The sequence below is a fragment of the Thermosynechococcus sp. B3 genome (assembly GCF_030323045.1).
GTDB lineage: Bacteria > Cyanobacteriota > Cyanobacteriia > Thermosynechococcales > Thermosynechococcaceae > Thermosynechococcus.
This window is the reverse complement of record NZ_CP097584.1, coordinates 2,611,410-2,636,941: the sequence shown is the minus strand read 5'-3', so window position 1 is coordinate 2,636,941 and position 25,532 is coordinate 2,611,410. Positions and strand designations below refer to the sequence as shown.

The 25,532-nt window shown below is 53.5% G+C and carries 20 protein-coding genes; 11 read left to right on the top strand and 9 right to left on the bottom strand.

Annotation, left to right across the window (positions count from 1 at the left end; translation table 11 throughout):
* The first annotated feature begins 63 nt into the window (after positions 1-63).
* Positions 64-585, top strand: coding sequence for a 5-(carboxyamino)imidazole ribonucleotide mutase (gene purE / locus M0646_RS13000; protein WP_286626025.1), 522 nt, complete (start codon positions 64-66; stop codon positions 583-585).
* Here the strand turns inward: purE and M0646_RS12995 are convergent.
* Entirely contained in the window at positions 560-1,264 is a 705-nt protein-coding gene (locus M0646_RS12995) for a hypothetical protein (protein ID WP_149821516.1), read from the bottom strand. The two genes, purE and M0646_RS12995, sit on opposite strands and share 26 nt — an antisense overlap.
* Positions 1,265-1,458: 194 nt before the next feature.
* On the opposite strand from M0646_RS12995, the gene M0646_RS12990 reads away from it, so the two are divergent.
* From M0646_RS12990 to M0646_RS12975, 4 genes are read left to right on the top strand one after another with little or no spacing between them, the layout of a single operon-like run.
* Positions 1,459-3,690, top strand: coding sequence for a bifunctional (p)ppGpp synthetase/guanosine-3',5'-bis(diphosphate) 3'-pyrophosphohydrolase (locus M0646_RS12990; protein ID WP_286649737.1), 2,232 nt, complete (start codon positions 1,459-1,461; stop codon positions 3,688-3,690).
* Between the two features lie 50 nt (positions 3,691-3,740).
* On the top strand, positions 3,741-5,780 hold the full coding sequence (locus M0646_RS12985; RefSeq protein WP_286626022.1) for a putative PEP-binding protein: 2,040 nt from the start codon (positions 3,741-3,743) through the stop codon (positions 5,778-5,780).
* A 34-nt stretch (positions 5,781-5,814) separates the two neighbouring features.
* Positions 5,815-7,869, top strand: a complete 2,055-nt coding sequence (locus M0646_RS12980; RefSeq protein ID WP_286649736.1) for a protein kinase domain-containing protein — start codon at positions 5,815-5,817, stop codon at positions 7,867-7,869.
* Between the two features lie 26 nt (positions 7,870-7,895).
* Positions 7,896-8,048 carry a hypothetical protein gene (locus M0646_RS12975; RefSeq protein ID WP_286626020.1) on the top strand — a complete coding sequence of 51 codons (153 nt, stop codon included), beginning with the start codon at positions 7,896-7,898 and terminating at the stop codon, positions 8,046-8,048.
* On the opposite strand, the gene M0646_RS12970 is transcribed toward M0646_RS12975, so the two are convergent.
* Positions 8,045-10,195 carry an HAD-IIB family hydrolase gene (locus M0646_RS12970; RefSeq protein WP_286649735.1) on the bottom strand — a complete coding sequence of 717 codons (2,151 nt, stop codon included), beginning with the start codon at positions 10,193-10,195 and terminating at the stop codon, positions 8,045-8,047. The genes M0646_RS12975 and M0646_RS12970 overlap by 4 nt on opposite strands.
* Before the next feature lie 63 nt (positions 10,196-10,258).
* Here M0646_RS12970 and M0646_RS12965 point away from each other — a divergent pair, with 63 nt between their 5' ends.
* The 4 genes from M0646_RS12965 (at position 10,259) to glgB (ending at position 15,163) form a co-directional block, all read left to right on the top strand.
* Positions 10,259-10,945 (top strand): energy-coupling factor ABC transporter ATP-binding protein, encoded by a 687-nt coding sequence (locus M0646_RS12965; RefSeq protein ID WP_149821508.1) that lies wholly within the window; start codon positions 10,259-10,261, stop codon positions 10,943-10,945.
* Between the two features lie 143 nt (positions 10,946-11,088).
* Positions 11,089-11,631, top strand: a complete 543-nt coding sequence (locus M0646_RS12960; RefSeq protein WP_225901596.1) for a hypothetical protein — start codon at positions 11,089-11,091, stop codon at positions 11,629-11,631.
* A 56-nt stretch (positions 11,632-11,687) separates the two neighbouring features.
* Positions 11,688-12,779, top strand: a complete 1,092-nt coding sequence (locus tag M0646_RS12955) for a quinone-dependent dihydroorotate dehydrogenase (protein ID WP_190278357.1) — start codon at positions 11,688-11,690, stop codon at positions 12,777-12,779.
* 83 nt (positions 12,780-12,862) lie between these two features.
* On the top strand, positions 12,863-15,163 hold the full coding sequence (glgB, locus tag M0646_RS12950) for a 1,4-alpha-glucan branching enzyme (protein WP_149821502.1): 2,301 nt from the start codon (positions 12,863-12,865) through the stop codon (positions 15,161-15,163).
* Here glgB and M0646_RS12945 read toward each other — a convergent pair.
* The 4 genes from M0646_RS12945 to M0646_RS12930 all read right to left on the bottom strand — a co-directional run bounded on the left by M0646_RS12945 (position 15,160) and on the right by M0646_RS12930 (position 20,032).
* Positions 15,160-16,974 (bottom strand): ABC transporter ATP-binding protein, encoded by a 1,815-nt coding sequence (locus M0646_RS12945; protein ID WP_286649734.1) that lies wholly within the window; start codon positions 16,972-16,974, stop codon positions 15,160-15,162. The two genes, glgB and M0646_RS12945, sit on opposite strands and share 4 nt — an antisense overlap.
* Positions 16,975-17,052: 78 nt before the next feature.
* On the bottom strand, positions 17,053-18,495 hold the full coding sequence (gndA, locus tag M0646_RS12940) for an NADP-dependent phosphogluconate dehydrogenase (RefSeq protein ID WP_149821498.1): 1,443 nt from the start codon (positions 18,493-18,495) through the stop codon (positions 17,053-17,055).
* A gap of 82 nt (positions 18,496-18,577) precedes the next feature.
* Complete coding sequence (locus tag M0646_RS12935) at positions 18,578-19,060, bottom strand: DUF3828 domain-containing protein (protein WP_149821495.1); 483 nt, start codon at positions 19,058-19,060, stop codon at positions 18,578-18,580.
* Between the two features lie 3 nt (positions 19,061-19,063).
* Positions 19,064-20,032, bottom strand: a complete 969-nt coding sequence (locus M0646_RS12930; RefSeq protein WP_286649733.1) for a protochlorophyllide reductase — start codon at positions 20,030-20,032, stop codon at positions 19,064-19,066.
* Between the two features lie 172 nt (positions 20,033-20,204).
* Here M0646_RS12930 and lipA point away from each other — a divergent pair, with 172 nt between their 5' ends.
* Entirely contained in the window at positions 20,205-21,092 is an 888-nt protein-coding gene (gene lipA / locus M0646_RS12925; protein ID WP_286649732.1) for a lipoyl synthase, read from the top strand.
* 12 nt (positions 21,093-21,104) lie between these two features.
* Here the strand turns inward: lipA and M0646_RS12920 are convergent, their stop codons facing one another.
* On the bottom strand, positions 21,105-21,830 hold the full coding sequence (locus tag M0646_RS12920) for a hypothetical protein (protein WP_286649731.1): 726 nt from the start codon (positions 21,828-21,830) through the stop codon (positions 21,105-21,107).
* Between the two features lie 313 nt (positions 21,831-22,143).
* On the opposite strand from M0646_RS12920, the gene M0646_RS12915 reads away from it, so the two are divergent.
* Positions 22,144-23,910, top strand: coding sequence for an iron uptake porin (locus tag M0646_RS12915; protein ID WP_286649730.1), 1,767 nt, complete (start codon positions 22,144-22,146; stop codon positions 23,908-23,910).
* 56 nt (positions 23,911-23,966) lie between these two features.
* On the opposite strand, the gene M0646_RS12910 is transcribed toward M0646_RS12915, so the two are convergent.
* Positions 23,967-24,710 carry a hypothetical protein gene (locus tag M0646_RS12910; RefSeq protein ID WP_286626009.1) on the bottom strand — a complete coding sequence of 248 codons (744 nt, stop codon included), beginning with the start codon at positions 24,708-24,710 and terminating at the stop codon, positions 23,967-23,969.
* 29 nt (positions 24,711-24,739) lie between these two features.
* Positions 24,740-25,462, bottom strand: coding sequence for a hypothetical protein (locus M0646_RS12905; RefSeq protein WP_286649729.1), 723 nt, complete (start codon positions 25,460-25,462; stop codon positions 24,740-24,742).
* Between the last annotated feature and the right edge of the window lie 70 nt (positions 25,463-25,532).

Genomic DNA, 25,532 nt, shown 5'->3' with positions numbered 1-25,532 from the left:
CGCTCCTGTGAAAAGGGCTGTAGGATGAGGTTGCACCGTTTGCTGAGGGAGTAGGAAAGAGGGATGTCAGAGATGCCGCTGGTTGCCATTGTCATGGGCAGTGATTCGGATTTGCCAACCCTGCAGGGGGCGATCGCCATCTGTGAACGCTTTGGCATTCCCCATGAAGTGGCGATTCTCTCAGCTCACCGCACGCCTCTTGCCATGGTCGAGTTTGCCCAAAATGCCCATCAGCGGGGTCTGAAAGTCATTATTGCGGGTGCCGGTGGCGCTGCTCACTTGCCCGGCATGATTGCTTCCTTAACCCCCCTACCCGTGATTGGCGTACCTGTACCGAGCCGCCATTTGCAGGGGCTGGACTCCCTCTACTCCATTGTGCAGATGCCAGCTGGAATTCCCGTGGCGACGGTTGCCATTGGCAATGCTCAAAATGCAGGTCTATTGGCCGTTCAACTATTGGCCAGTCACGATCCAGAGCTGCTGGAGCAAGTGATTGCCTATCGTCAAGAGTTGGCCGCCGCTGTGACCGCCAAGAATCAAAAACTGCAAACACTGGGGGCTAGCGCTTATCTGCAACAGCAGTAATCTCTGATTCAGGTTCTAGGGACGAACCCGAGAGTCTTGCCTTTTGCAGATCCTGTCTAAAGAGGGGGAGAATACGGCGACATTGATCCACAAAACTCACTAACCATGTTTCCAACTGCTGCTGTTGAGTTGGGTTCACAAGAGTCTTCCCAGTCCCTAACGACCCGTGGTAGGTGATGTAGCCATCATCGGTAACAACAAAATCAGCAAACCAACTACTAGAAGGGCGGCAGGCTCGCCAGTAATTCGCGACGATGACTTTGCCAAGGTATTTTTGGGCTAATTCACTGACGCGGTTCAAGTGATCGAGGGCTTGAGCCACCGTTAAAGATGGCTGCTCTTTGACAGGGATGACTGACTCCCTAGGCGCAGCTTGAGGACTCTCAGAGGGGCAGTCCATACCCAAAATCCGCCATAGTTTTTCCTCAAGGCTTTTTAATTGCATCTGTCGGTGAGGCTCCTCATTCCCCTCGTTGCTGAGGGAGCGGTGGAGGCGCACAATCATCTCTACAGCTGCTAATTCTGAGGGGGCAAGGGATTCTAGGCGATTTAGAATATCGTTCCCGCGATCGCCCACTGCTTTCTCTAAACTTTGACCGGCGAGGGCAAAAATATCGCTTCCTTGATTGAGTAAACGCAGAATGTAGTGCCGTGTCATTGGTGTGAGTGAGACCCCCACGATACGCTTCCCCCTTGCTGATTAAAGTCCTTAATTTTTATGTTAAAGGAGATCAAAATTGAACAATCCCTAGCTGTAAAACTTGAGAGGGTTTAGGAACGTCTTTACGATCAGGATGCGCGCGATAGGCATGAAATTGAACTAGAATGTACGTACTCGAATTCACTGTGCTGCTTTCCCGATCGCCTGCTGCTATGAACGCTTTTGCACCTAGCTTGCCGACTGATATTGAATTACCCGATTGGTTAGCGACGTGCCTGCGAAATCCAGAGCCTGAGAATGGGGATGATTTGGTCTGTCGAGCGTTTCAATTTGCTTACGACTTACACCAAGGACAGCGACGGGCGTCTGGGGAACCCTACATTGCCCATCCTGTGGCAGTGGCGAGTATTCTGCGGGATCTAGGCGGCGGGCCTGCTCTTTTGGCGGCGGGGCTTCTCCACGATGTGATTGAGGATACCGCTGTTACGGCAGAGGAGCTAGAAGCCAATTTTGGTGCCGAGGTGCGGCGACTGGTGGAGGGGGTCACTAAGCTCTCGAAGTTTAACTTCTCCAGTAAGACGGAGCGGCAAGCGGAAAGTTTCCGACGCATGTTTTTGGCGATGGCGCAGGATATTCGGGTCATCGTTGTCAAGCTGGCCGATCGCCTGCACAATATGCGCACCCTAGAGTATCTACCGGAAGATCGCCGCCGTGCCATTGCCCAAGAAACCCGTGATGTCTTTGCCCCCTTGGCCAATCGCTTGGGGATTTGGCGGATCAAGTGGGAGCTAGAGGATTTAGCCTTTAAGTATTTAGAGCCAGAAGCCTACCGCCGCATTCAGGAACTGGTGGCGGAAAAACGCGCTAATCGCGAGGCACAACTGCAGCAGGCGATTCAAATTCTCTATGACCGCTTATCGGGAATGGGCTTTGGATACTTAGAAATTAGTGGCCGTCCCAAACACCTCTATAGCATCTATCAAAAAATGATGCGGCAGCAAAAAGAATTCCATGAAATCTATGATGTGGCGGGCATTCGCATTCTGGTGGCCACAAAGGATGAGTGCTATCGTGCCCTTGCCGTCGTCCATGACTGTTTCCTTTCCGTGCCAGGGCGGTTCAAGGACTACATCAGCTTGCCCAAACCCAACCAGTATCAATCGCTGCACACGGTGGTTATTGGTCTTGGGGGGCGCCCCTTGGAGGTGCAAATTCGCACATTGGCCATGCACCATGTCTCTGAGTATGGGATTGCCGCCCACTGGAAGTATAAAGAAACAGGTCATTCCTTACCGCAACAGTGGAGTGCTCGCGATCAAAAATTCACTTGGCTACGGCAACTGCTGGATTGGCAAAATGACCTCAAGGATGCCCAAGAATATCTCGATAGCATTCGCGATGATCTCTTTGATAAGGAGGTCTATGTCTTTACGCCCCAAGGGGACGTCCTTGCCCTGCAACAGGGGGCGACGCCCCTCGACTTTGCCTACCATATTCACACCGATGTCGGGAATCACTGTGCTGGGGCACGGGTGAATGGTCGGATAGTGCCCTTGGATACACCACTGCGCAATGGCGACATTGTTGAGATCATCACCCAGAAAACTGCCCACCCCAGTTTGGACTGGTTGAACTTTGTTAAAACCACAACGGCACGCAATCGTATTCGGCAGTGGTACAAGCGATCGCGCCGCGATGAAAACCTGCAGCGGGGACGGGAATTACTGGAGAAGGAACTGGGCAAAGCGGGTCTAGAAGCCCTTCTGAAGTCACCGCAGATGCAACAGGTGGCAGAGCGCAGCAACTACCAAAGTGTCGATGATTTAGTGGCCGCCTTGGGCTATGGCGAAATTACGCTGAATCTGGTGGTGAATCGGCTGCGGGCAATTACCCTAGCGCGTCCAGAGACAACCCCACCGGAACTGCCGTCAGAATCTGCCCCTGTTAACCGTGTACCCGCCAGCACGAAACCCAGTGATTCCCCGATTCTTGGAGTGGAGGGCTTGGTTTATCACATTGCTGGCTGCTGTTGTCCTGTGCCCGATGAACCGATTATTGGCGTGGTGACGCTGGGGAGTCGGGGTATTTCAATTCATCGTCAGGGCTGTAGCAACCTAGAGTCGGTGTCGAGCGATCGCCTGATTCCCGTGCGTTGGAACACAAAAGTCAATCAACGCCGTCCCCAAACCTACCCTGTGGATGTGCAAATTGAGGTGATTGATCGCGTTGGTATTCTTAAGGATATTTTGACCCGTTTAACCGATAATCAAATTAATGTGCGACGAGCCAATGTCCACACGGATCCGGGACGCACGGCGATTATTGATTTGTGTATTGATATTGTGAATGCAAAGCAGCTGGATCATCTCTTGGCGCAAATTAGAAAAATCACTGATGTCCTCAACATTCGTCGCCGTCAGCAAACGGAAGTGAGTTCTCCCTAGGTCGGATCGTCCATTCCCAGACCCCCAAGGACGATTAAGGAAACGCATTTGTGACATCACTCCTTCTGGAATCCCTACAACAGTACCCAGCGGAAGCCCTTTCCCCAACATTGGTTGCCCTGCAAGAGGCGCAAAAAATCTTGCCACCGCCTCATCCTGTCTGGCTGATTTCCACCAGTGTCTGGCAACAGTTGCGCTCTGGCGTCATTCCCCTGTGGCAAGCGGCCTGCGATCGCTGGCAAGAGGTGCCCCCCAATGCGGCGGATTTCAGGGCACTGGCACTGGAAATGACCCATGAATTACCCCCTTTGGATGTGGGGGAATTAGAAACAATTTTTGCTGCTTGTCATCACTTTTGGCAACAACAGGGGGGAGAGAGTCATCTTGTTCTCACCACCTATCTTTGGCAGGAAGCGGTGGACTTACCTTGGGGGCTAGGCCGTGGAACCGTGTTACATCATCCCAGTTTACCCCTGTGTCATCAGGCGCTCGAAGCGGCCTTTGCGGCTCTTGTTGAAGCCAAGAATCTCTATACCTATTGGCAGCAGGGATGGGATTTTTGTCGGCTCAAAGTAGTGATTTTACTCTACCCTCTGAGTACCATTGTTGCCTCAGGCTGGTGGACAGGGAGTGATCCAACATTCCAGGCGATCGCCAGCGGTGTGACGCTCCCCCATCACGGCATTCCTTTGCCCCCAAGGGGAATTGAGCTGACGCCCGCAGAGGAACAATACTTGCAGCAGGCCTGTCGCGGGTCGGCGTCCCATCTCTGGGTTTGGCATCGCAGTCAGACACAGGTTTGGTGGGGACAGTGTTTGCCAGAGCCTCTGCCGCTGGCGCCCTTGCCGCAGGCCGTGGAGCGCACCCTCATAGCTGAAGGGCTACCCGCTGCGCCGGGGCAGGCGATCGCCCCTGCCCTTGTGGTTACAGACCCCTGTGCTCCTGCGGCTGTTGCTGGGCAGATCTTGGTGAGCAAAAGTATTCCGCCCCACTGGTTGCCCCTCGTGAGTGCTGCGGTTGGTGTGATTTGTGAGCAGGGGGGCTTAACCAGTCATGGTGCCATTCTGGCGCGGGAATTGGGACGGCCAGCGGTGGTCGGTGTGGTAAATGCGACTCAGCAGATTAGTTCAGGAATGACGCTGTTTCTAGATGGTCATCGGGGGTCTATCTATCAACTGCCCCCAGAGCCATTGCCCGTGGTGGCGACCCCCTCGCCGCAAACGCCCTCACTCCCGACGGTCAAGCGGTTGCCGTTGCAGGTCATGGTAAATGTCAGTCAAGTCAGTGCCCTGCGGGTATTGCGATCGCTCCCCTGTGATGGCATTGGTCTATTGCGCTCAGAGTTGATGTTGTTGGCCTTTTTGGATCATCGCCATCCCTGTCATTGGCTAGAACATGGAGAAGCAGAGGAATTGCGCGATCGCTGGGTACAGCACCTCTGTGAATTTATGCGGGCGATCGCCCCCCGTCCCCTCTTTTATCGCACATTGGATTTACGGCCAGCCGACTATCGCCAACTCTTGGGGGGACATCAGTTTGAACCCGCAACGGATTGGGGACTGCGAGGGGTGAGTCGCTATCCCCATTGTCCAGAGCTATTTCATTTGGAACTGTCAGCACTGGCGATCGCCCACCGCTTAGAAGCCTGCCCGCTGCGCATTATCCTTCCCTTTGTCCGCAGTGTCAGTGAAGTGGTCTATTGTCAAAAGACTCTTGCACAGCATGGTTTGACAGCCAAGGCGGGTGTGGAACTGTGGGTGATGGCCGAAGTGCCTGCTGTTCTATTTTTACTGTCTGATCTGGCCAACCTTGGCGTTGCTGGCATTACGATTGGCACCAATGATCTGACCCAACTGCTGTTGGGCATTGATCGCGAAACCACACTGCCAGACTTCAATGAAGACCATCCCGCTGTGAAAAAGGCGATCGCCCAATTGATTCAACAGGCCAAAGCCCATCACTTAAGATGCCATCTATGCGGCGAAGCCCCCGCTCGCTATCCCCATTGGCTGCCGTGGTTAATTGATTTGGGGATTGACGGCATTTCTGTGGGTCCTGAGGTTGTCACCCAAGTGTTGGATCAGTTTTAATCGTGAATAAATTGGTGCTTCTTGATGTAAAATCATGCTTATCTACTGCACCCGCCCCCAGTGTTCCTATCCCCACAATGACCTGCCTGAACTAGAGGGGGATGTGTTGGTGGATACCATTAGCCAAAAGTACTGCGCCAACTGCGGCATGCCCTTGATTTTGCGGGGGCGCTATGTTGCCCAACAGTTGTTGGGACAAGGGGGCTTTGGTATTACTTACCTAGGGCGGGATTTGGATACGCCCGCCAAGCGCCAATGTGTGATCAAACAGCTCCAAGTGGAAACCTCAAATCCAGCCCTCTTGCAAAAAGCAGAAAGTTTATTCAAGCGAGAAGCACGACTCCTAGAAAAGTTGGGGGAACATCCCCAAATTCCTACCTTATTTGCCTTCTTTCAGGAGCGGGTGAGCAGCAGCACAGGCGAAGCAAAACAAAACTATTTTTATCTGGTTCAAGAATTTATTGATGGCGATACGCTTGAGTGTGAACTTGCCCATCGCGGTTATCTGAGTGAAGAGGAAGTTCGTGAGGTCTTGAAAGAGCTCCTACCTGTTTTGCAGTACATTCATGATCAAGGAGCCATTCATCGAGACATTAAGCCAGCAAACATTATTCGCCAATCGGCAAAGAACAGTAAATTTCCGGGGCAGCGTCGCCTTTACCTCATTGACTTTGGTGCAGTCAAGGAGATTTCCCGTGTTACCGAAGTTGCGAAGGGGCATACAAAAATTTATACAGCGCATTATGCCGCACCAGAACAAGTCAGAGGTGAGCAGGTTTTTCCGAGTTCCGATCTGTACGCCCTAGCAGTGACCTGTATTGTCTTACTCACGGGCAAAGATCCCAAGGAATTGTTTGATAACTACCATCACACTTGGAATTGGCAAAAGTATGTCCAAATCACACCAACGTTTCGCGATGTTTTGGCAAAGATGCTGGCTGTTGCACCCAGCGATCGCTATCAATCGGCCAAAGAAGTAGAACTTGCCCTAGCGGATGCAAAGACAGAAACAAGAAAAGCGTTAGAGACGCAGGTGCTAGAAACAACAGTGGTTACTGAGGAGTCTCCACCACCTCACTTAGCGCCGTCGGTCAACTGGCTGCTTGAGAAGTACAACAGTCGTTTGCATAGCGATTGGTTAGAGCTGCAAAACTATGGAACACCGGTTCGTCCTGCAGGTTCTCAAAGGGAGGGTGCCATTTTTACTGAGTGTGCTGCTCATCCCAGCTATTTAGTAATCACAGATGTCAATCAACAGTCCTGGCTTATTCCCTTGCACAAGGGGGAATTCGATCCTTACCTATTTCGGCGAACGTTGCCCCAGCACCCCAGTGAAAAGTCAGGGCAATTGCTGAGGCCAGCACGGGTTGAACGGCAGGATCAACATTGGCGGATGATTGAGGCAGGCAGTATTGTCCATGAACCGGTTGTCACACCCCTACCCCTCTCTACCACGCCTACAGGACAACCCTTCTCTGGGACTCAACCAGTACCCACAGCTCAGTCATCATTCGCACCGTGGCTCATTCTCGGCTCACTTGTGATTGCCTTTGGGAGTATGTTGGCAGCGATGGCTGTAATTTTGCTGTCGAACCGCCTAGAACCCCGCCCTCCCTCCCTAGCCAATTCCCCTACCGAAGTAGCAGAAACTCCTGACCAATCGCTACCTATTGAATCTCCGTTGCCAACTCCAGAAACTGTTTCTACGCCCACACCCCCTGCAAGTGCTAGCGAACGCGTCCTACTTGACCCGGAACTGCTCCCTGATCCCAGCCTTTTTGTTGAAAATTACTATGCTCTGATTAACGCTGGCAATTACGAGGCAGCGTGGTATCGATTGACCAGTTCTTTCCAAAATGATGCCTCAGCGCACCCCAACGGCTATGGTTCATACATCGATTGGTGGACTAAAGTGCAGTACGTTGATGTTTATAGTACTGAAGTTGTCAGTTTAACTTCAGGTAGAGCCGTTGTTGATGCAAATCTTCACTACGTAATGAACTCTGGTCAAGATTTTTATCAAACGCTACGCTTTACTTTAGTCAATGTTGGTGGCGAATGGCTAATTCAAAGAACCCAAGCGCTCTAGCGTGCTAGGGTGGGAGTCACTGGCTGATGCACGATGGCACGGAGTTCAACCCAGCAATGCAGAGCAATCCCCAACTCAATCCCACGCGACAACCGACAGTGGAGGCACTGGCTCAGATTCTTGCCAATTACCGCGCCAAGGGTATTTCTAGTTTGACGTTATCGCAGGCTTTTCGTTAGAAGCCATAGTGTTCAATCGCTTCGAGAATCCCTTGGGCATAGTGACCTTGGGCAAAGTAAATATGGGGGCGATCGCGCAACTTTTCCAATTCCGGACTGTGATTGACCACAACAACAGCAAGGGTATTCCCCGTCAGCATTTGCTCGTCATTGCCAGAGTCCCCAGCCACCAAAAGTTTGTCCAGAGGATAGCCCCACTTGAGGGCAAGATAGCGCAGAGCATCGCCTTTGGAGGCACGCAGGGGCAAAATATCCAAAAACTGATTATGGGAAAAAATGGGACGACAATGGAGCTTTTGCTGTCGCAGTAAACGCAAGACCGGGGTAATGCTGGGGAGAACCGCAGTGTCCACGTTGTAGCTAATTTTGTGGGAGCGTTGATTTTCTGGGGGTTGCAGCGTCAGGCCTGCCACATCGGCGAGGGTGTCTCTGACCCGTTGGGGTTCCCAGCGATAGCTAATGTGCTGCTGCCAACTGGTGTCGGGAACCAAGTGAGGGCCATAGTGAATTTCACTGCCCACGGACGTAATTAAAACATCGGGAATCGGCACGCCCCATTCATGGAGGACCTCTAGGGTAATTTCGAGATGACGCCCCGTTGCCACCCCAAAGCCCATTTCAGGACGGCGTTGCAGAAGCGTTAAGAGTCGCTCAAGGGCAGGGCGATCGCCAATCAAGGTATTGTCAATATCACTAATCAACAGGCGTTCGAGGGTGAGCAGGCGGTTCCGTGTCAGCGTCGTTGGCAGTTTATTACTCTGGTACTGAGCCGGTTGGCGTTGCACACTCAACACGGGCAAGACTGATTTTTCCGCCAGTTGAGCAAGGGCGTGCAGATACATCTCCACATGACTGCGCCAAGAGTAGTGGGCTTGTACCCCCTTCAGGCCATTGTCTGCCCAAGTCTGCCACTGGCTGTCACTCTGAAAGGCTTGATGCAGGGCACTGCGAATGGCTTCTAGATCAAGGGCATCAAAGAGCAACCCATTGCGACAGTGACGGAGAATCTCCTGCGGCCCACCATCCGCTGTGGCCAAAATCGGTAATCCACAGGCAGCCGCTTCAATGAGCGTCAGGCCAAAGGGTTCGGTCAGTGCAGGGTTGATAAAGACCCCCCGTTGCTGGGCGGCTAAACGGTAAAGATCGGGGACTTCATCGCTGGTGTGGGTTTTCGGATAGGCGACTTTGCCATAGAGGTCATAGCGATCGACCAGCAAAAAGAGTTCGGTCAACACTTGGCGAGGGCTGGCCTCCATCTTGCTAATATCGGTGCGATTGCCGAGCACTAAGACCAGATTCGCTCGCTCCTGTAAAAAGGGATCAGTGCCATAGACATTGAGCAACGCAGCCACGTTCTTGCGCGGTACTGGCCGGGAGAGGCAAAAGATAAAGGGCTTTTCCGGTTCGACTAAAAAGCGACGCAATTCCTTGCGAAACGGCAAATCCGCTGGCACAGGCGCTGGATAGAAACGGCGGGTATCTACCCCCGGCGGAATGACGGCCATCCGTGCCGGATCGTATTGATCGTAGAGGCGATACTGCTCTTCGACCTCCTGATGGGTACTGGCAATAATGAGTGCGGCACTGGCAAGGGTTTGCTCCTCGGCTTCAATGCGAGTCGTAAAGTGAAACTGCTCCTCAATGGCATCGGGCTTACTACCCTGGGCAAGGAGTCGCTGTCGCTTGACCCGGCCGAGGGAATGCCCAGTGTGCACAAGGGGAACCCCCAACCAACCGGCAACACGGCAGCCCACATAACCGGCATCGGCATAGTGACTGTGGATCACATCGGGCATGCGGCCACTTTGGCGGAGATGGCGCAACAGTTCATCGGCAAATACGTCTAAATAGGGCCAAAGCACCTCCTTGCGCAAATAGCGGCGAGGACCACAGGCCAGACGGACAATGCGGGCGCGATCGCCAATTCGCTCAATGGGCTGGGCATAGTCGGGACTGACCTTGGCATCGGGAATCAGACGAGTGACCAAATCCACCTGCGCCACCCGAGGATGGGCTGCAAGGGTTTTTGCCAGTTCCACCACATAGCGCGTTTGTCCTCCCGTATCGGCATCTCGTCCTAGTTCAAGGCGATTGCCCCGAATCAAACCATGAATACTGATGAGGACAATGTATAATCCCTCTTGCATAGCCGCTCCCTTACTTGGTGCACTACAACCCAATTGGGGGTCATCCTCACCCTACCGAAAAACATGAGCATTGTCCAAAAACCCATGGCGGCAATCCCCCCAGCAATTCATCTCAAAGAGGTCTCCTTTGGCTGGTCGCCAGAGGTTTTAGTGCTGGATCGGGTCTCCCTAGACATCCCGCGGGGGCAACTATGGATGCTCCTCGGCCGCAATGGCAGTGGTAAGTCAACGCTGGTGCGTATTTTGGGGGGTCTCTTGCAGCCCCAAAGCGGTGAAGTCTATGTGGAGCAACCCCTTGGCTTTGTCTTCCAGAACCCCGATCACCAACTGGTGATGCCCAGTGTCGGTGCGGATATTGCCTTTAGTCTCAATGGTGAATCCCTCAACTATTGGCAGGTGCGCGAGCGCGTCAGTGCAGCCCTACAAGCTGTGAATTTACAGGGGCTAGAACGCCGTCCCATCTATGCCCTCAGTGGCGGCCAAAAACAGCGGGTAGCCATTGCCGGGGCGATCGCTCGCCATTGTCGGGTGCTATTGCTCGATGAGCCCACGGCTCTCCTTGACCCCGATAGTCAGCGGGAACTCTTGGGCTACGTACGCCAACTGGTCAACAGCCAAGGGATCACCGCACTGTGGGTCACCCACCGTCTCGATGAACTGGCGCAAGCGGACGGTGCCATTGTTCTGGATCGTGGCAAAGTGATTGGCCAAGGGGCACCCAGCGACATGATGCCTCTGCTGCACGCTTGAAAAGCCAACCATTCCTGCACCGAAAGGGATCTCTCAAACCGCTGGCACTCCTCTTGGGCTGCTATGATCAAGGACTAGAGATATAGAATGCTTGCATACGAATTCACCTGTAGGATTGAATTATTGCATTAGGAGCGATCGCCATGACTGAAACGCCTCAAACCCCACCTCCCGAAGAACCCACGGCCAAAGCTAGCCGTCCCGCCCGTCGCAGCAACCCGCCCGCCAAAGAAAATAGCGGTCAAATGGTTTCCCTTGCCGAAAAAACCGCTCTTGCCCCCGCAGGCACAACCACAGCCAGCGACATCGTGGTATGGCAAACCTTTAATAGTGCCGGCTTGCGTCCCATTGAAGCCAGTCCCGTGCAAGTGGTGCACATGATCAAAGATGCCGGCGAGCGTCCTGTGCTCAGCAGTGGCCTGCAAATCTACGACAGCATCAACTCCGCCGGTATTCGCCCCATCGTGGCCACCAATTTCCGCGTGGTTGAAACCCTGAACATCATGGGGGTGCGCCCCGTGGCAGCGGATGACTTTGAAATTGTCGAAACAGTGAATTGGATGGGCATTCGTCCGATTACCACCAGTGGCCTGCACATTGCTGAAACCTATTATTCCGCTGGGGAACGGCCTGTGGCTTCTAATATCATTGATGATTCACCCGTCCTCATGGGCTATCTGGACTAGGGTCATAGGGTTGACCATTCAACCCTTTAGGTGGGGGAATGGCAGTCTGAATGGCCATTGATCCTTATCGGCACCTGCTGCGGCCACTTCTTTTTTCTGGGTTGCAGGCGGATCCCGAATTTCTGCACCAGCAGTTTATCTCCCTCTGTGGGTGGCTTAATCAGGATCGTGCCCTGAGCACTTGGCTGCGGCAGCAACTTCAGCAACGCTATGCCCTTTCAGATCCCCGTTTAGAGCGGCAAATGTGGGGACTACGCTTTCCCAATCCCATTGGTTTGGCGGCAGGGTTTGATAAGAATGGCGTCGCCCCCAGTGTCTGGTCGGCCTTTGGCTTTGGCTTTGCAGAGTTAGGCACGGTCACTTGGTATCCGCAGCCGGGCAATCCGCGTCCGCGTCTCTTTCGCCTAACAGCCGATCGCGCAGCAATTAATCGCATGGGGTTTAATAATGCCGGCGCAGAGGCCATGGCCGCCCTTTTGGAGCGATCGCCCCCGCCAACGATTCCCATCGGTATCAATTTGGGCAAGTCAAAAATCACCCCTTTGGAAGCTGCAAAAGAGGATTACTTAGCCAGTTTTCGCCGCCTGTATCCCCTTGGCGATTATTTCGTGATTAATGTGAGTTCTCCCAACACACCGGGGTTACGGGATCTGCAAGCCAAGGAACAACTAGAACCCATTTTGGAGACGCTACAAACCGCCAATCACTCCCACAAGCCCCTGCTTCTGAAAATTGCCCCCGATTTGAGTTGGGAGCAGATTGCGGCAATTCTTGATCTGATTCAAACCTATGAACTCGCCGGCATTGTGGCCACCAATACCACCGTGGCACGGGAGGGGCTAAAAACCCAGATGATTCCGCAGACGGGGCGATCGCCGGCGGCCGAGGCGGGAGGTCTCAGTGGTGCCCCTTTGCGCGATCGCGCTACCGCCGTGATTCGCTTTATCCACAAAGAGACCCAAGGCACTCTGCCGATTATTGGGGTGGGGGGGATTTTCACGCCAGAGGATGTGATCGAAAAACTAGCAGCCGGTGCAACACTGGTGCAACTCTACACCGGTTGGATTTACCAAGGACCGAGCCTATTGCGAGAGCTACTCCAAGGACTCTTAGCCCACGCCGCCGATCAAGAGAAACCAGAGAAATAGCGTTTGTGCCCTTGTCAAGGGGAGCATTCTAACTGTTAACTTTTCTATAGTATTGTCCCTATATTTTACGAAAGTATAAAAATATGACCGTTTCGCCCGAACAGATTGACCGCATTGTTTCCAACCAGCACCACGATCCCTTTGAAATTTTGGGCTGTCACCAGATCAGTGAGAATGGCCAATCCGTGTGGGCGGTACGCGCCTATTTACCCAATGCCGAACGGGTGAGTGTCCTCTGTCCAGAGCAGCGGCAAGAATATCCGATGACGCCGGTTCACCACCCCCACTTTTTTGAATGCCGCATTCCTCTGCCGGAACTGAATAATTATCAACTGAAAATTTATGAAAATGGTCACGAGCGGGTGATCTACGACCCCTATGCCTTCCGCTCCTCAAAGCTGACGGATTTTGATATTCATCTGTTTGCCGAGGGCAATCACCACCGCATCTATGAAAAACTCGGGGCACACCTGCTCACAGTCGATGGCGTTGCAGGGGTGTATTTTGCCGTCTGGGCACCCAATGCCCGCAATGTCTCTGTCATTGGCAACTTTAACCACTGGGATGGCCGCAAACACCAAATGGCACGACGTGGCAATGGCATCTGGGAACTCTTTATCCCCGGCTTGGGTGTGGGCGAGCACTATAAGTACGAAATTAAGAATCAAGACGGCCACATCTACGAAAAATCAGATCCCTACGGCTTTTACCAAGAACCGCGTCCCAAGACCGCCTCTATTGTCACCGACCTCAATAGCTACGAATGGGGCGATAACGACTGGTTGGAAAAACGGCGCCACACTGACCCCCTCACCCAACCGATTTCCGTCTTTGAGGTGCATTTAGGATCGTGGCTCCACGCCTCAATGGAGGATCCGCCCATTGGTGCTGATGGCCAACCCCAAGAACCCGTACAGGTGGCAGAACTCAAGCCCTGGGCACGCTTTCTCACCTATCGCGAATTGGCGGCCAAACTCATTCCCTACGTCAAGGAATTGGGCTACACCCACATTGAACTCTTGCCCGTTGCTGAGCATCCCTTCGATGGCTCTTGGGGTTATCAAGTCACTGGCTACTACGCCCCCACCTCTCGCTATGGCAGTCCCCAAGACTTTATGTATTTCGTGGATCAGTGCCACCAAAACGGTATTGGTGTGATTGTGGATTGGGTACCGGGGCACTTTCCCAAGGATGGCCACGGCCTCGCCTTCTTTGATGGCACCCACCTCTACGAACACGCGGATCCGCGCAAGGGCGAACACAAGGAATGGGGCACCCTTGTCTTTAACTATGGTCGCCACGAAGTGCGCAATTTTCTGGTGGCCAATGCCCTCTTTTGGTTTGACAAGTACCACATTGACGGTATTCGCGTGGATGCCGTGGCCTCGATGCTCTATCTTGACTATGCCCGCAAGGAGGGTGAGTGGGTACCCAATGAATACGGCGGACGGGAAAATTTAGAGGCAGCTAACTTTCTGCGCCAAGTCAACCACGTGATCTTTAGCTACTTTCCGGGGATTCTTTCGATCGCTGAGGAATCCACCGCTTGGCCAATGGTCTCTTGGCCGACCTACATGGGCGGACTGGGCTTCAACCTGAAGTGGAATATGGGTTGGATGCACGATATTCTGGACTACTTCAGCATGGATCCCTGGTTCCGCCAGTTCCACCAAAACAATGTCACCTTCAGTATGTGGTATCACCACAGCGAGAACTTCATGCTGGCGCTCTCCCATGATGAGGTGGTGCACGGCAAGAGTCACATCATTGGCAAAATGCCGGGCGATCGCTGGCAGAAATTTGCGAATCTACGCTGTTTATTTGCCTACATGTTCACTCACCCCGGTAAGAAAACAATGTTCATGGGGATGGAGTTTGCCCAATGGAGCGAGTGGAATGTCTGGAGTGATTTAGAGTGGCACCTGCTGCAATACGAACCCCACCAGCAAACCAAACGCTTCTTTGAGGATCTCAATCGCCTCTACCGTTCACAACCTGCCCTCTATACCCAAGATTTCAAACCGGAGGGCTTTGAGTGGATTGACTGTAGTGATAACCGCCATAGCGTTGTGTCCTTTATCCGCTGGGATAAGGACTACCAAGATTTTGTGGTTGTCGTCTGTAACTTTACACCGCAGCCCCATAGCCACTACCGCATTGGTGTCCCAGAGCATGGCTTCTATAGTGAACTCTTTAATAGTGATGCCCGCGAGTATGGCGGCAGCAATATGGGTAACTTGGGCGGTAAATGGGCGGATGAATGGCCCTACCACCACCGTCGCTACTCCCTTGATCTGTGCTTGCCCCCCTTGGCGGTGCTGATCTTGAAACTGGATCGCGAGAAAACAGCGGCGGAGCGGGCACGCTATAATCTCACACCCTAACCTTCAGGGAGGAGCTGGCCGGCTTGGACTTGCCAGAGGCCGTAATAGACGCCCTGCTGCGCCAAGAGTGCTTCGTGGGTTCCCTGTTCGACAATTTCACCGTGTTCAAGGACATAGATGCAGTCGGCATGGCGAATGGTGGAGAGGCGGTGGGCAATGGCGATCGTCGTGCGATGTGCCGTAATGTGGGCTAGCGATCGCTGGATGGCGGCTTCGGTTTCGTTATCCACGGCGGAGGTGGCTTCATCGAGCACTAGAATCGGTGGATCTTTGAGCAGGGCGCGGGCGATCGCCAGCCGCTGCCGCTGACCGCCGGAGAGTTTTTGCCCCCGCTCCCCCACCACCGTGTCGTACCCTTGGGGCAGTTGCTCGATAAAGTCATGGGCTTCCGCCAATTTTGCAGCATGCACAACGTCTGCTGGGGTGGCTTGGGGGCTGCCATAGGCAATGTTTTCAAAGACGGTGCCGTGGAAGAGAAAGACATCCTGACTCACCCAACCAATGGCACGGCGCAAGTCCCGCAGCCGATACTCGCGAATATCCACCCCATCAATGAGAATGCGCCCTTCTTGCATCTCATAGAACCGCAGTAACAATTTCACAAGGGTACTTTTGCCGGATCCCGTGGAGCCGACAATGGCGATCGTCTGACCCGCAGGGACGTGTAAACTAACATTTTTCAGCACGGGGGCACGCCCAGCATAGGCAAAGCTGACGGATTCAAAGCGCACTTCCCCTTTGACATGGCGCGGATCAAGGGGGCGATCGCCCGTACAAATCGCGATCGGCGTTTCCAGCAAATTCAGCACCCGCTGCGTTGAGGCCATGGCTCGCTGATACTGATCCAGTGTTTCCCCCAAACGGGTCAAGGGCCAGAGCAACCGTTGAATCAGATAGACCATCGTGCTGTAGGCGCCCACATCCAAGCGCCCCTGAAAAGCGGCAAAGCCCCCCAGCACCAACGTTCCCGTAAAGCCAAAGAGGATCACAAAGCGAATCAGGGGAATATAGGCCGCACTGAGGCGAATGGCGCGGCGATTACTCTGTTGGTAGGCTTCACTATCCCAGCGCAGGCGCTCCAATTCGTAAGCCTCGGCAGTAAAGCTCTTAATCGTTTGAATACCTGAGATATTGTTAGCCAAGCGTTCATTGAGGCGTCCCGCCTTTTCCCGCACATCGGCATAGCGAGGGGCGAGTCGCCGCTGAAAGATGACGGATCCCCAGAGAATAAAGGGCATCGGCAGCATCCCCCAGATCGCCACATTGGGCGCCAAATAAAAGAAAATCCCACCAATGACTAAGACAGTGGTTGTGACTTGCAACACCTCATTGGCACCACCATCCAAAAAGCGCTCTAGTTGGTTAATGTCATCATTGAGAATCGAGAGCAACACCCCACTGCTGCGTTCTTCAAAAAACGCCAAATCCATCTCTTGGACATGGGCATAGGTCTCAAGGCGCAGGTCGTGTTGAATCTGCTGCGCTAAGTTTCGCCAACTGCGGGCATAGGCATACTCAAAGAGGGACTCCAAGCTCCAGATCACAAATGATAGGCCGGCCAAGGCCAACAGTTGCTGCTCAAAGGTCACCAGCCCCCAGCGGGCGAAGAGGGAATCCTGCCGCTTCACCACCAGATCCACAGCAATCCCAATCAGAACGGGGGGAGCGAGATCAAAAATTTTATTGAGGATAGAGTAGAGGGAGGCAAGCCCCACTTGGCGTTGGTAGCGTTGGCTGTGGTGCAGCAGTCGTAAAAACGGATGCAAGGCTTCTTGGCCTCCCCAAAGTGCAGGATGATCGCGGGCAAGCAAATCACTCGCCTAATTCTTAAGATAGGCTAAAGAATTGCCCCCTTGGGGAACAACGCCTCCAACGCTACTGCCTACCTCTTAAACGGATGCTTTTCCTGCCTCCTGAATCGGTACCCACTCCGTATGGAAGGTTCCCGGTTTATCGATCCGCTCGTAGGTATGGGCACCAAAGAAATCCCGCTGTGCTTGGGTGAGATTTTGCGGCAGGCGATCGCGCCGATAGCTATCGAAGTACTCCAAGGACGCGCCAAAGGCGGGCACAGCAATCCCAGCACGGGTCGCCTCCACCAATACCTCCCGCCACGCCGCCTGTTTATCGAGGATGGTTTGCCGAAACTCCGGCGCCAGCAGCAAATTGGCCAGTTGGGGATTTTCGCTGTAGGCCTGCTTGATCTTATTCAGGAAGCCAGCGCGAATAATGCAGCCCCCCTTCCAGATGCGGGCAATTTCGCCAAGGTTTAGTTGATTATCAAAGAGTTCTTGGGAGCCTTTGGCAATCAGCGCCATCCCTTGGGCATAGGAGCAGATTTTCGAGCAGTAGAGGGCATCGCGGATTTTGCCGATGAATTCTTCAGTATTGCCGCTAAAGTGAGCCACAGGGCCGGGGAGGACTTGGGCAGCCGCCATCCGTTCGGCTTTGATGGAGGACATGATGCGGGCATTCACGGCAGCGGTAATCGTTGGAATGGCCACCCCCATTTCAAGGGCACTTTCCACCGTCCAGCGACCGGTTCCCTTTTGACCTGCCGCATCCACAATCACATCCACAAGGGGCAAATGGGTTTCTGGGTCAATATAGGTGAAAATCTGGCTAGTAATTTCAATCAAAAATGAGTTGAGTTCGGGGGTCTCATTCCAGCGTTTGAAGACCTCATGAAGTTGCTGGTGATTGAGGCCGAGGAGATTTTTCAGCAGGTCATAGGCTTCGGCAATGAGTTGCATATCACCATACTCAATGCCATTGTGCACCATCTTGACAAAGTGCCCCGACCCCCCCGGCCCAATGTAGGTGACACAGGGGCCATCATCCACTTGGGCTGCAATTTTAGTGAGAATGGGTTCGAGGGCTTGGTAGGCCTCACGACTACCGCCGGGCATGAGACTTGGGCCATTGAGGGCACCTTCTTCACCACCGCTGACCCCCATACCAAAGAAGCAGAGTCCTGCTGCCTCCATTTCAGCAACGCGGCGTTCGGTATCCGTGTAGAGGGAGTTGCCACCATCAATGAGGATGTCTCCCGGTTCAAGGAGTGGCTTGAGTTGCTGGATCAGGTCATCCACGGGTTTGCCGGCTTTGACCATCGCCAAAATGCGGCGGGGACGCGACAGGGAAGCAACAAACTCCTCAAGACTATAGGTGGCCTTGAAGCGACGGCCGGCGGCTCGTTCGGCCATGAAAGCTTCAGTGCGGGCGGGGGTGCGATTATAAACCGCCACGGAGAATCCATTTCGCTCCACATTGAGGGCAAGGTTTTCCCCCATGACAGCGAGGCCAATGACGCCAAAATCTTGCTGTGACATACATCCGTCCTGCAATGGCAAGGATCACTTCCACCATAGCGGCAAGCTCAGCCAGAGGAATGGAAGAAGACGTTAAGGTTCGCTAGCGATTGATGTCCCGCAGCAGACAGCGCAGGTTATCCCACGTGTTCAAGTAGATCAGGTTATCAATTTGCCAGCGATCGCTCCCTTGGCGAAGGAGTACTTTAATCGGCACAGGCGTTCCCGATCGCCCCCGCAGACCTGCCATAACCTCAATATCCACTTCCGCCACTTGGGGATTATTGGGCGATCGCCGGACATTGCGCACTTGCACCCCTTGAGTACTCACTTGGGTAAAGGAAAAGGGATCAAAGTCTAGCCAAACGCCATCCCGTGGCTGTCTGCGAAAGGCTTGCATCAACTGCTGGTATAGATCGGGTGTAAACACTGCTCGCTGCTGACTAAGCCGTTGGCGGCCTTGATCTTGGTTTCGCACCCACCACTGATAAAACTGGCTCACCACTGTTTCTGGTGCTGGGCGAGCGATCGCCCCCGTTTCGATGACAAGGGCAAGACTAACGCCGAGGGGCAACCACCGCTGCATCAGTTAGGCCAAACCGACGAGTTTTTCACTTAACTCCCAAAGACGGCGGGCTTTTTGCTCATCACTACCCTCTGCCGAGAGTTCTTGGACAAAGGCTTTGCGGCCCTCTTTTTGGCGGTTACCCCAGCTCCAGTGCACCCCCGACTGGCGAAACTCTGGATCGGCCACCACGATTGCGACGCGCTCACCCGCTAGTTCTTGACTGACATAGCCCCCAGTGATGTTTTTCTGGAAGAGGGGGAAGAGCTTCTGGAAGAGGGGAAAGTGGTGGCGAAACAGGGGGGTATCCGCCACACAGCCCGGATACAAGGAGCTAAAGACAATCCCCGTCGAATCATGGAAGCGGCGATGCAGTTCCCGTGTTGTCAGCATATTGCAGAGCTTGCTGTCTTTGTAGGCCTTGCCCGACTTGAAGGGCTTGCCGTTAATCATGGCAATGGGTTTCTTGAAGCCCTTTTCAAAGCCTTCGAGGTTGCCCAAATCGGGGGGAGCAGGAATGGGAATTTTACCGCCGAGTTCTTTGCGGTTGGCCGTCACCGTGCCGAGAATCACCAAGCGCTTATCGCTTTCGGGAGACTTCTTCAAATCATCGAGGAGGAGGTTGGCCAAAAGAAAGTGCCCCAAATGATTGGTGGCCACACTGATTTCATAGCCATCCACACTGTAGATTGGTTCCTTGAGCAGGGGATAATAGACAGCAGCATTGCAGACAAGGGCACGCAAGGGGCGATTCAATGCCCGAAATGACTCCACAAAGCCGCGCACACTGGCCAACGAGGACAAGTCCAAATGCAAAATCGTGTAGGCCTGCGGCGGAATCTGCAAGTCTTTGGCGGCTTGCTCTGCTTTTTCAAGATTGCGGCAGGCCATAACAACGTGCCAGCCCCGATTGGCTAAGGCTTTGGTGGCATACAATCCGACTCCAGAGGATGCACCCGTAATAATGACCGTTGGGCGTGGCTGATCACTCATAGGTTCTGTGGCATACCTGCGGTAACGTCGCTATTGATCCTGCCATAGAAGCGATCGCCCCCTAGGCACACCCCCAGCGATCATTTACAGTTACTTAATAAATAGACTCGATAGTTAATCAAGTTTTGTATCTAGCTCGCCTCTCCCCTATTTTCAGGATTAACCCCACTCTATGACCATCTGCCAACCTCTGCCGCCGTGGCTGCGCAAACCTCTTGGCAAAGCCAGTGAACTCTCCACCGTTCAACGCCTCGTGCGCCACTATGGCATCCACACCATCTGTGAAGAGGGGCGCTGTCCCAATCGCGGTGAATGCTATGCCCAAAAAACCGCCACTTTTTTACTCTTGGGTGCCACCTGTACCCGTGCCTGCGCCTTTTGCCAAGTGGAGAAAGGCCACGCTCCTGCTGCGGTTGATCCAGAGGAACCAGCAAAAATTGCCGCCGCTGTTGCCAGCTTAGGATTGCGCTATGTGGTTTTAACCTCTGTGGCTCGCGATGACTTACCCGATCAAGGGGCGGGTCAATTTGTGGTCACCATGCAGGCGATTCGCCAACGTTGCCCCGGCACGGAAATTGAAGTCCTCACCCCCGACTTTCGCATGGATCGGGGTCGAGTCTCCCAACGGGACTGCATTGCCCAAATTGTGGCGGCACAGCCTGCCTGCTACAACCACAACCTTGAAACTGTGCGCCGCTTGCAAGGCCCGGTGCGCCGCGGAGCCACCTATGAGAGTTCCCTGCGGGTCTTAGCGACGGTCAAAGAACTGAATCCCCACCTTCCCACCAAGTCGGGCTTGATGTTGGGCTTGGGAGAAACCGAGGCAGAGGTGATTCAAACTCTAAAAGATTTGCGAGCCGTGGGGTGCGATCGCCTGACCTTGGGACAATATCTGCCCCCCTCGTTGAATCATTTACCTGTGGTCAAGTATTGGACACCTGAAGAATTTAACACCCTAGGCAAGATTGCCCGCGAACTCGGCTTTTCCCACGTGCGATCGGGGCCTCTTGTACGTAGCTCCTACCATGCCGCAGATGCCGCGCCAACCCAAGAAGCGTGATGGGTACTTCATTCACTCAGGAAAGTATTTGCCCCTTGTGGTGACCATTACCGCACCGCGATCGCGAATCAACGCCTTGGCTGCCCGCTCAACGCGATAGCCAAAAAACAGAGGGCGAATTTCCTCAGTCGCTTCCACTTGAGCCACCAGATTCAAAAACCGCTCCACCTCAGATTCGGTGATATTGCTTTTGACTTCCCCCAGCACTAGAATCGGCTCTCCATGAACTTGACCCCGGATGACCAAGTCAAACTCATAACTGCCGTTGCGTAGGGGTAGGGTATCCCGCTCACAAAATTCGATTTCCATGCCCCAGCGATATTCCAGAATCTCGGGCACCACCTCAAGGGCGAGGTCTTCCAGCGACCCACCCAGGGCTTCACTGAGGCCGCCCACTTGGCGTGCAAGTTGTTTGACGGCTCGTTCGGTGTGCTTTTGCGCTTCCGCCAGTTCTGCAACAGCAACAGCTAGCTGATCCACTCGTTCTTCAGTGCGTTTTTGAGCTTGGGCAAGTTCTTCAACTCGTTCTTCAGTGCGTTTTTGGGCTTGGGCGAGTTCTTCAACTTGCTCTTCAGTGCGTTTTTGGGCTTGAGCTAATTCGCCTACGATGGACTTCAGCTCATTGAAGTCTCTTGCTTTCACCAAATCGTTGTAGGCTTCATGGATTACTTCTGCAAGCAGATGCGCTTGTTCGGGAGGAAACGCCGCCCGCAGCTTTTCTTCAAGGACAGAGGTCATTGCATCTATGAAATCTTGGCTGTACTTTCTATTGTACCGACCGGACAGAACTTCTCTAGTTGCCGCGACCTCTATCAGGAAGGCTCCTTGTGTGCAGCTCGTACCACGCCAGCCAGACGGATGAAATTCCAGTGTCAACAAATCACAACAACCTATTTGACAAATCCAAGGGAAAGCACTTAGAATCTATCAGAACTTGCATAATCAGCTTGCAACACATTTAAGCCATATTGTGTAAGCTAAGTACTAGGGGACAGCAGAATGAATTGATCGCTCTGCCGGACCTAGACGCTCGTGAGTGAGGAGTAACATCGTGAAAAAGACGTACCTGTTAGCAGGTAGCTTAAGCCTACTGGGTGTGGTTGCAGGGGCTAACATTGCTACCGCCAATGAACCCGCCAACTTCGAAAACCTAATTGCTGCTGAACCACAAAATCTCGCAGTTTCTGAAGCACTGCCTGCCCCCAACACCATTGCAGACGCTTCTAGCACCATTACCTCTGTTAATCAGCTTCTGGCCAACGAAGAATCCATGGGGCAGGTGACCTCTGTCTCGCAACTGTCTGACGTGCGTCCCACCGACTGGGCCTACCAAGCCCTCGCCTCCTTGGTTGAAAAGTATGGCTGTATCGCGGGTTATCCTGATGGCACCTTCCGGGGCAACCGTGCCGCCACCCGTTATGAAATGGCAGCAGCATTGAACGCCTGCCTCGATGTGATTAGCGATCGCTTTGCCACCAAAGAAGACCTCGCCACTCTTCAGAGACTCATGGATGAGTTCGCTGCTGAACTCGCCACCCTGCGCGGTCGCGTGGACAACCTCGAAGCCCGCACCGCTGCCCTTGAAGCCACCCAGTTCTCGACAACGACCAAGCTCACGGGTACGGCGGTGATGTCGGTGCAGTACGGTGGTCGCCCCAGTAGTCCAAATCCTTCGGTTACACCTAGTCCATTTGGCCTTGCCCCTGGTCGCACGAATCCCACCGTTATTTCTGCCGTTCTGCTGAACCTGAATACCAGCTTTACCGGCACTGACTTGCTGCAAACCACGCTGTCTACGGGCAATGGCGGTCGCGATGCCATTAGTACTTACGGTATTGGGTTACAAACTAGTTCAACTTTAGATCCAGCGGGTACAACTGATATTTTCACAGCACCTTTTCCTTATGCTAGCCCCAGCCAGTACTACTGGTCGAACTTTGGTCCGAATGTGGAGCTATACCGCTTAGCCTATACGTTTAAGCCCACCCAAGATATCACCATTACTGCAGGGACACGGTTCTATCCGAGCGACATCATTGACACCAATAGCTGGGCGAACTCTCCTACCAGTGACTTTGGTACTTACTTCTTCCTCAACAACCCCTTCATTGTGCCCTACGCCATGAACTACCTAGGGGGTGCAGGGGTTGCTATCCAGTGGAACCCCAATGAAGGTCCTTTTACTGTGCGGGCATTGTATCTTGCGGCAGAGCCAGGACGAGCTGCTACTGGCATTGCCCCTCCAAGTCCGGGGGGTGGGTTTGCGGGTGATCCCTACCAAGCTTCCTTGGAGTTGGAGTATGCCAACACCTTTGGCAATGGTCGCAACAGTTATGTGGTGAAGCTGCAGGGTACCTACTCCAAAACCTATGGCATTGAGGCGCAAGCGGGGGGCATCAACTTTGAGCTTAATCTGGGTCGCTTGGGCATCTTTGGCCGTGCAGGGGTAGCAGGGATTCCCAATGGCTACTTCCCCAATGTTTCGCCCCTACCGTTTTCTATTTTTGGTGCCCCTGCCGCTGGTATGATGGCCTATAACTTTATGGCGGGTATTGGCTACAAGGACTTGCTGGTGCCAGGTTCAGTACTGGCGGCAGCGGCGGGTGCGCCGTTTATCAACAGTGCACCTAGTTTTGGTCCCATTAACAATGCCAATCAGGTCAACATTGAGGCCTTTTACAAATTCCCCATCAGTGACAACATCAGCATCACGCCTATCTTCACAGCGATTATCAACCCCAACAATACTAATGGTGGTGGGGTTATTTCTGGTCAGCCGATTCTGCAAGGCGTGATTCGTACCACCTTCACGTTCTAGAGCGGGTGAATTTGCCCTCACCCTAGATCCCTCTCCCCTGTGGAGGGGGATTTTTTTTACGGGAAGTATTTACCACGTGTGGTGACCATCACTGCGTCGCGATCGCGAATCAACGCTTTAGCTGCCCGCTCAACGCGATAGCCAAAAAAGAGGGGACGAATCTCCTCAGGCGCTTCCACCTGAGCGACAAGATTCAAAAATCGCTCCACCTCTGATTCGGTGATGTTACTTTTCACTTCCCCGAGTACCAAGATTGGTCGCCCTGCCACCTCACCCCGAATCACTAAATCAAATTCATACTCCCCATTGCCCAGGGGGAGGGTGTCGCGGTCACAGAACTCAATTTCCATGCCCCAGCGATATTCCAGAATCTCGGGCACCACCTCAAGGGCGAGGTCTTCCAGCGACCCACCCAGGGCTTCACTGAGGCCGCCGACTTGGCGTGCAAGTTGTTTCACTGCTCTCTCGGTGCGCTCTTGGGCTGCCGCCAGTTGATCTACTCGTTCTTCGGTGCGCTTTTGTGCTTCAGCGAGTTCTGCAACAGTGACAGTCAGTTGATCCACCCGTTCTTCGGTGCGCTTCTGGGCTTCGGCCAGTTCTGCAACAGTGACAGTCAGTTGATCGACCCGTTCTTCCGTCCGCTTCTGGGCTTGCGCCAGATCCGCGACAATCGCCTTTAGTTCGTTAAAGTCTTTGGCCTTCACCAAGTCGTCATAGGCCTCACGGATCACTTCCGCCAGTAGGTGCGCCTGTTCTGGCGAGAACGCTGTCCGTAGTTTTTCTTCGAGTGCAGAGGTCATTGCTAGTGCTGATTAGCCATATTCCCATTCTAGGGAAAGTACTTGCCGCGTGTGGTGACCATTACCGCGTCGCGATTGCGAATCAACGCTTTAGCTGCACGCTCAACGCGATAGCCAAAAAAGAGGGGGCGAATCTCCTCGGGCGCTTCCACCTGAGCGACAAGATTCAAAAATCGCTCCACCTCTGATTCGGTGATGTTGCTTTTCACTTCCCCGAGTACCAAGATTGGTCGCCCTGCCACCTGACCCCGAATCACTAAATCAAATTCATACTCCCCATTGCGCAGGGGGAGGGTGTCGCGGTCACAGAACTCAATTTCCATGCCCCAGCGATATTCCAGAATCTCTGGCACCACCTCAAGGGCGAGGTCTTCCAGCGACCCACCCAAGGCTTCACTAAGGCCGCCGACTTGGCGTGCGAGTTGTTTGACCGCTCTCTCGGTGCGCTCTTGGGCTGCCGCCAGTTGATCCACTCGTTCCTCTGTTCGTTTCTGAGCTGCCGCCAGTTCTTCTACCCGTTCTTCCGTCCGCTTCTGCGCTTGAGCGAGTTCTGCAACAGTGAGAGTCAGTTGATCCACCCGTTCTTCCGTGCGCTTCTGGGCTTGCGCCAGATCCGCGACAATCGCCTTTAGTTCGTTAAAGTCTTTGGCCTTCACCAAGTCGTCATAGGCCTCACGGATCACTTCCGCCAGTAGGTGCGCTTGTTCTGGTGAGAATGCCGTCCGTAGCTTTTCTTCAAGTGCAGAGGTCATAGATAATTATGGTTCAGAGAGGAGAGGCATCATTATTTTTGAGACAACGGGTCTGCTTTACTATCCTTTG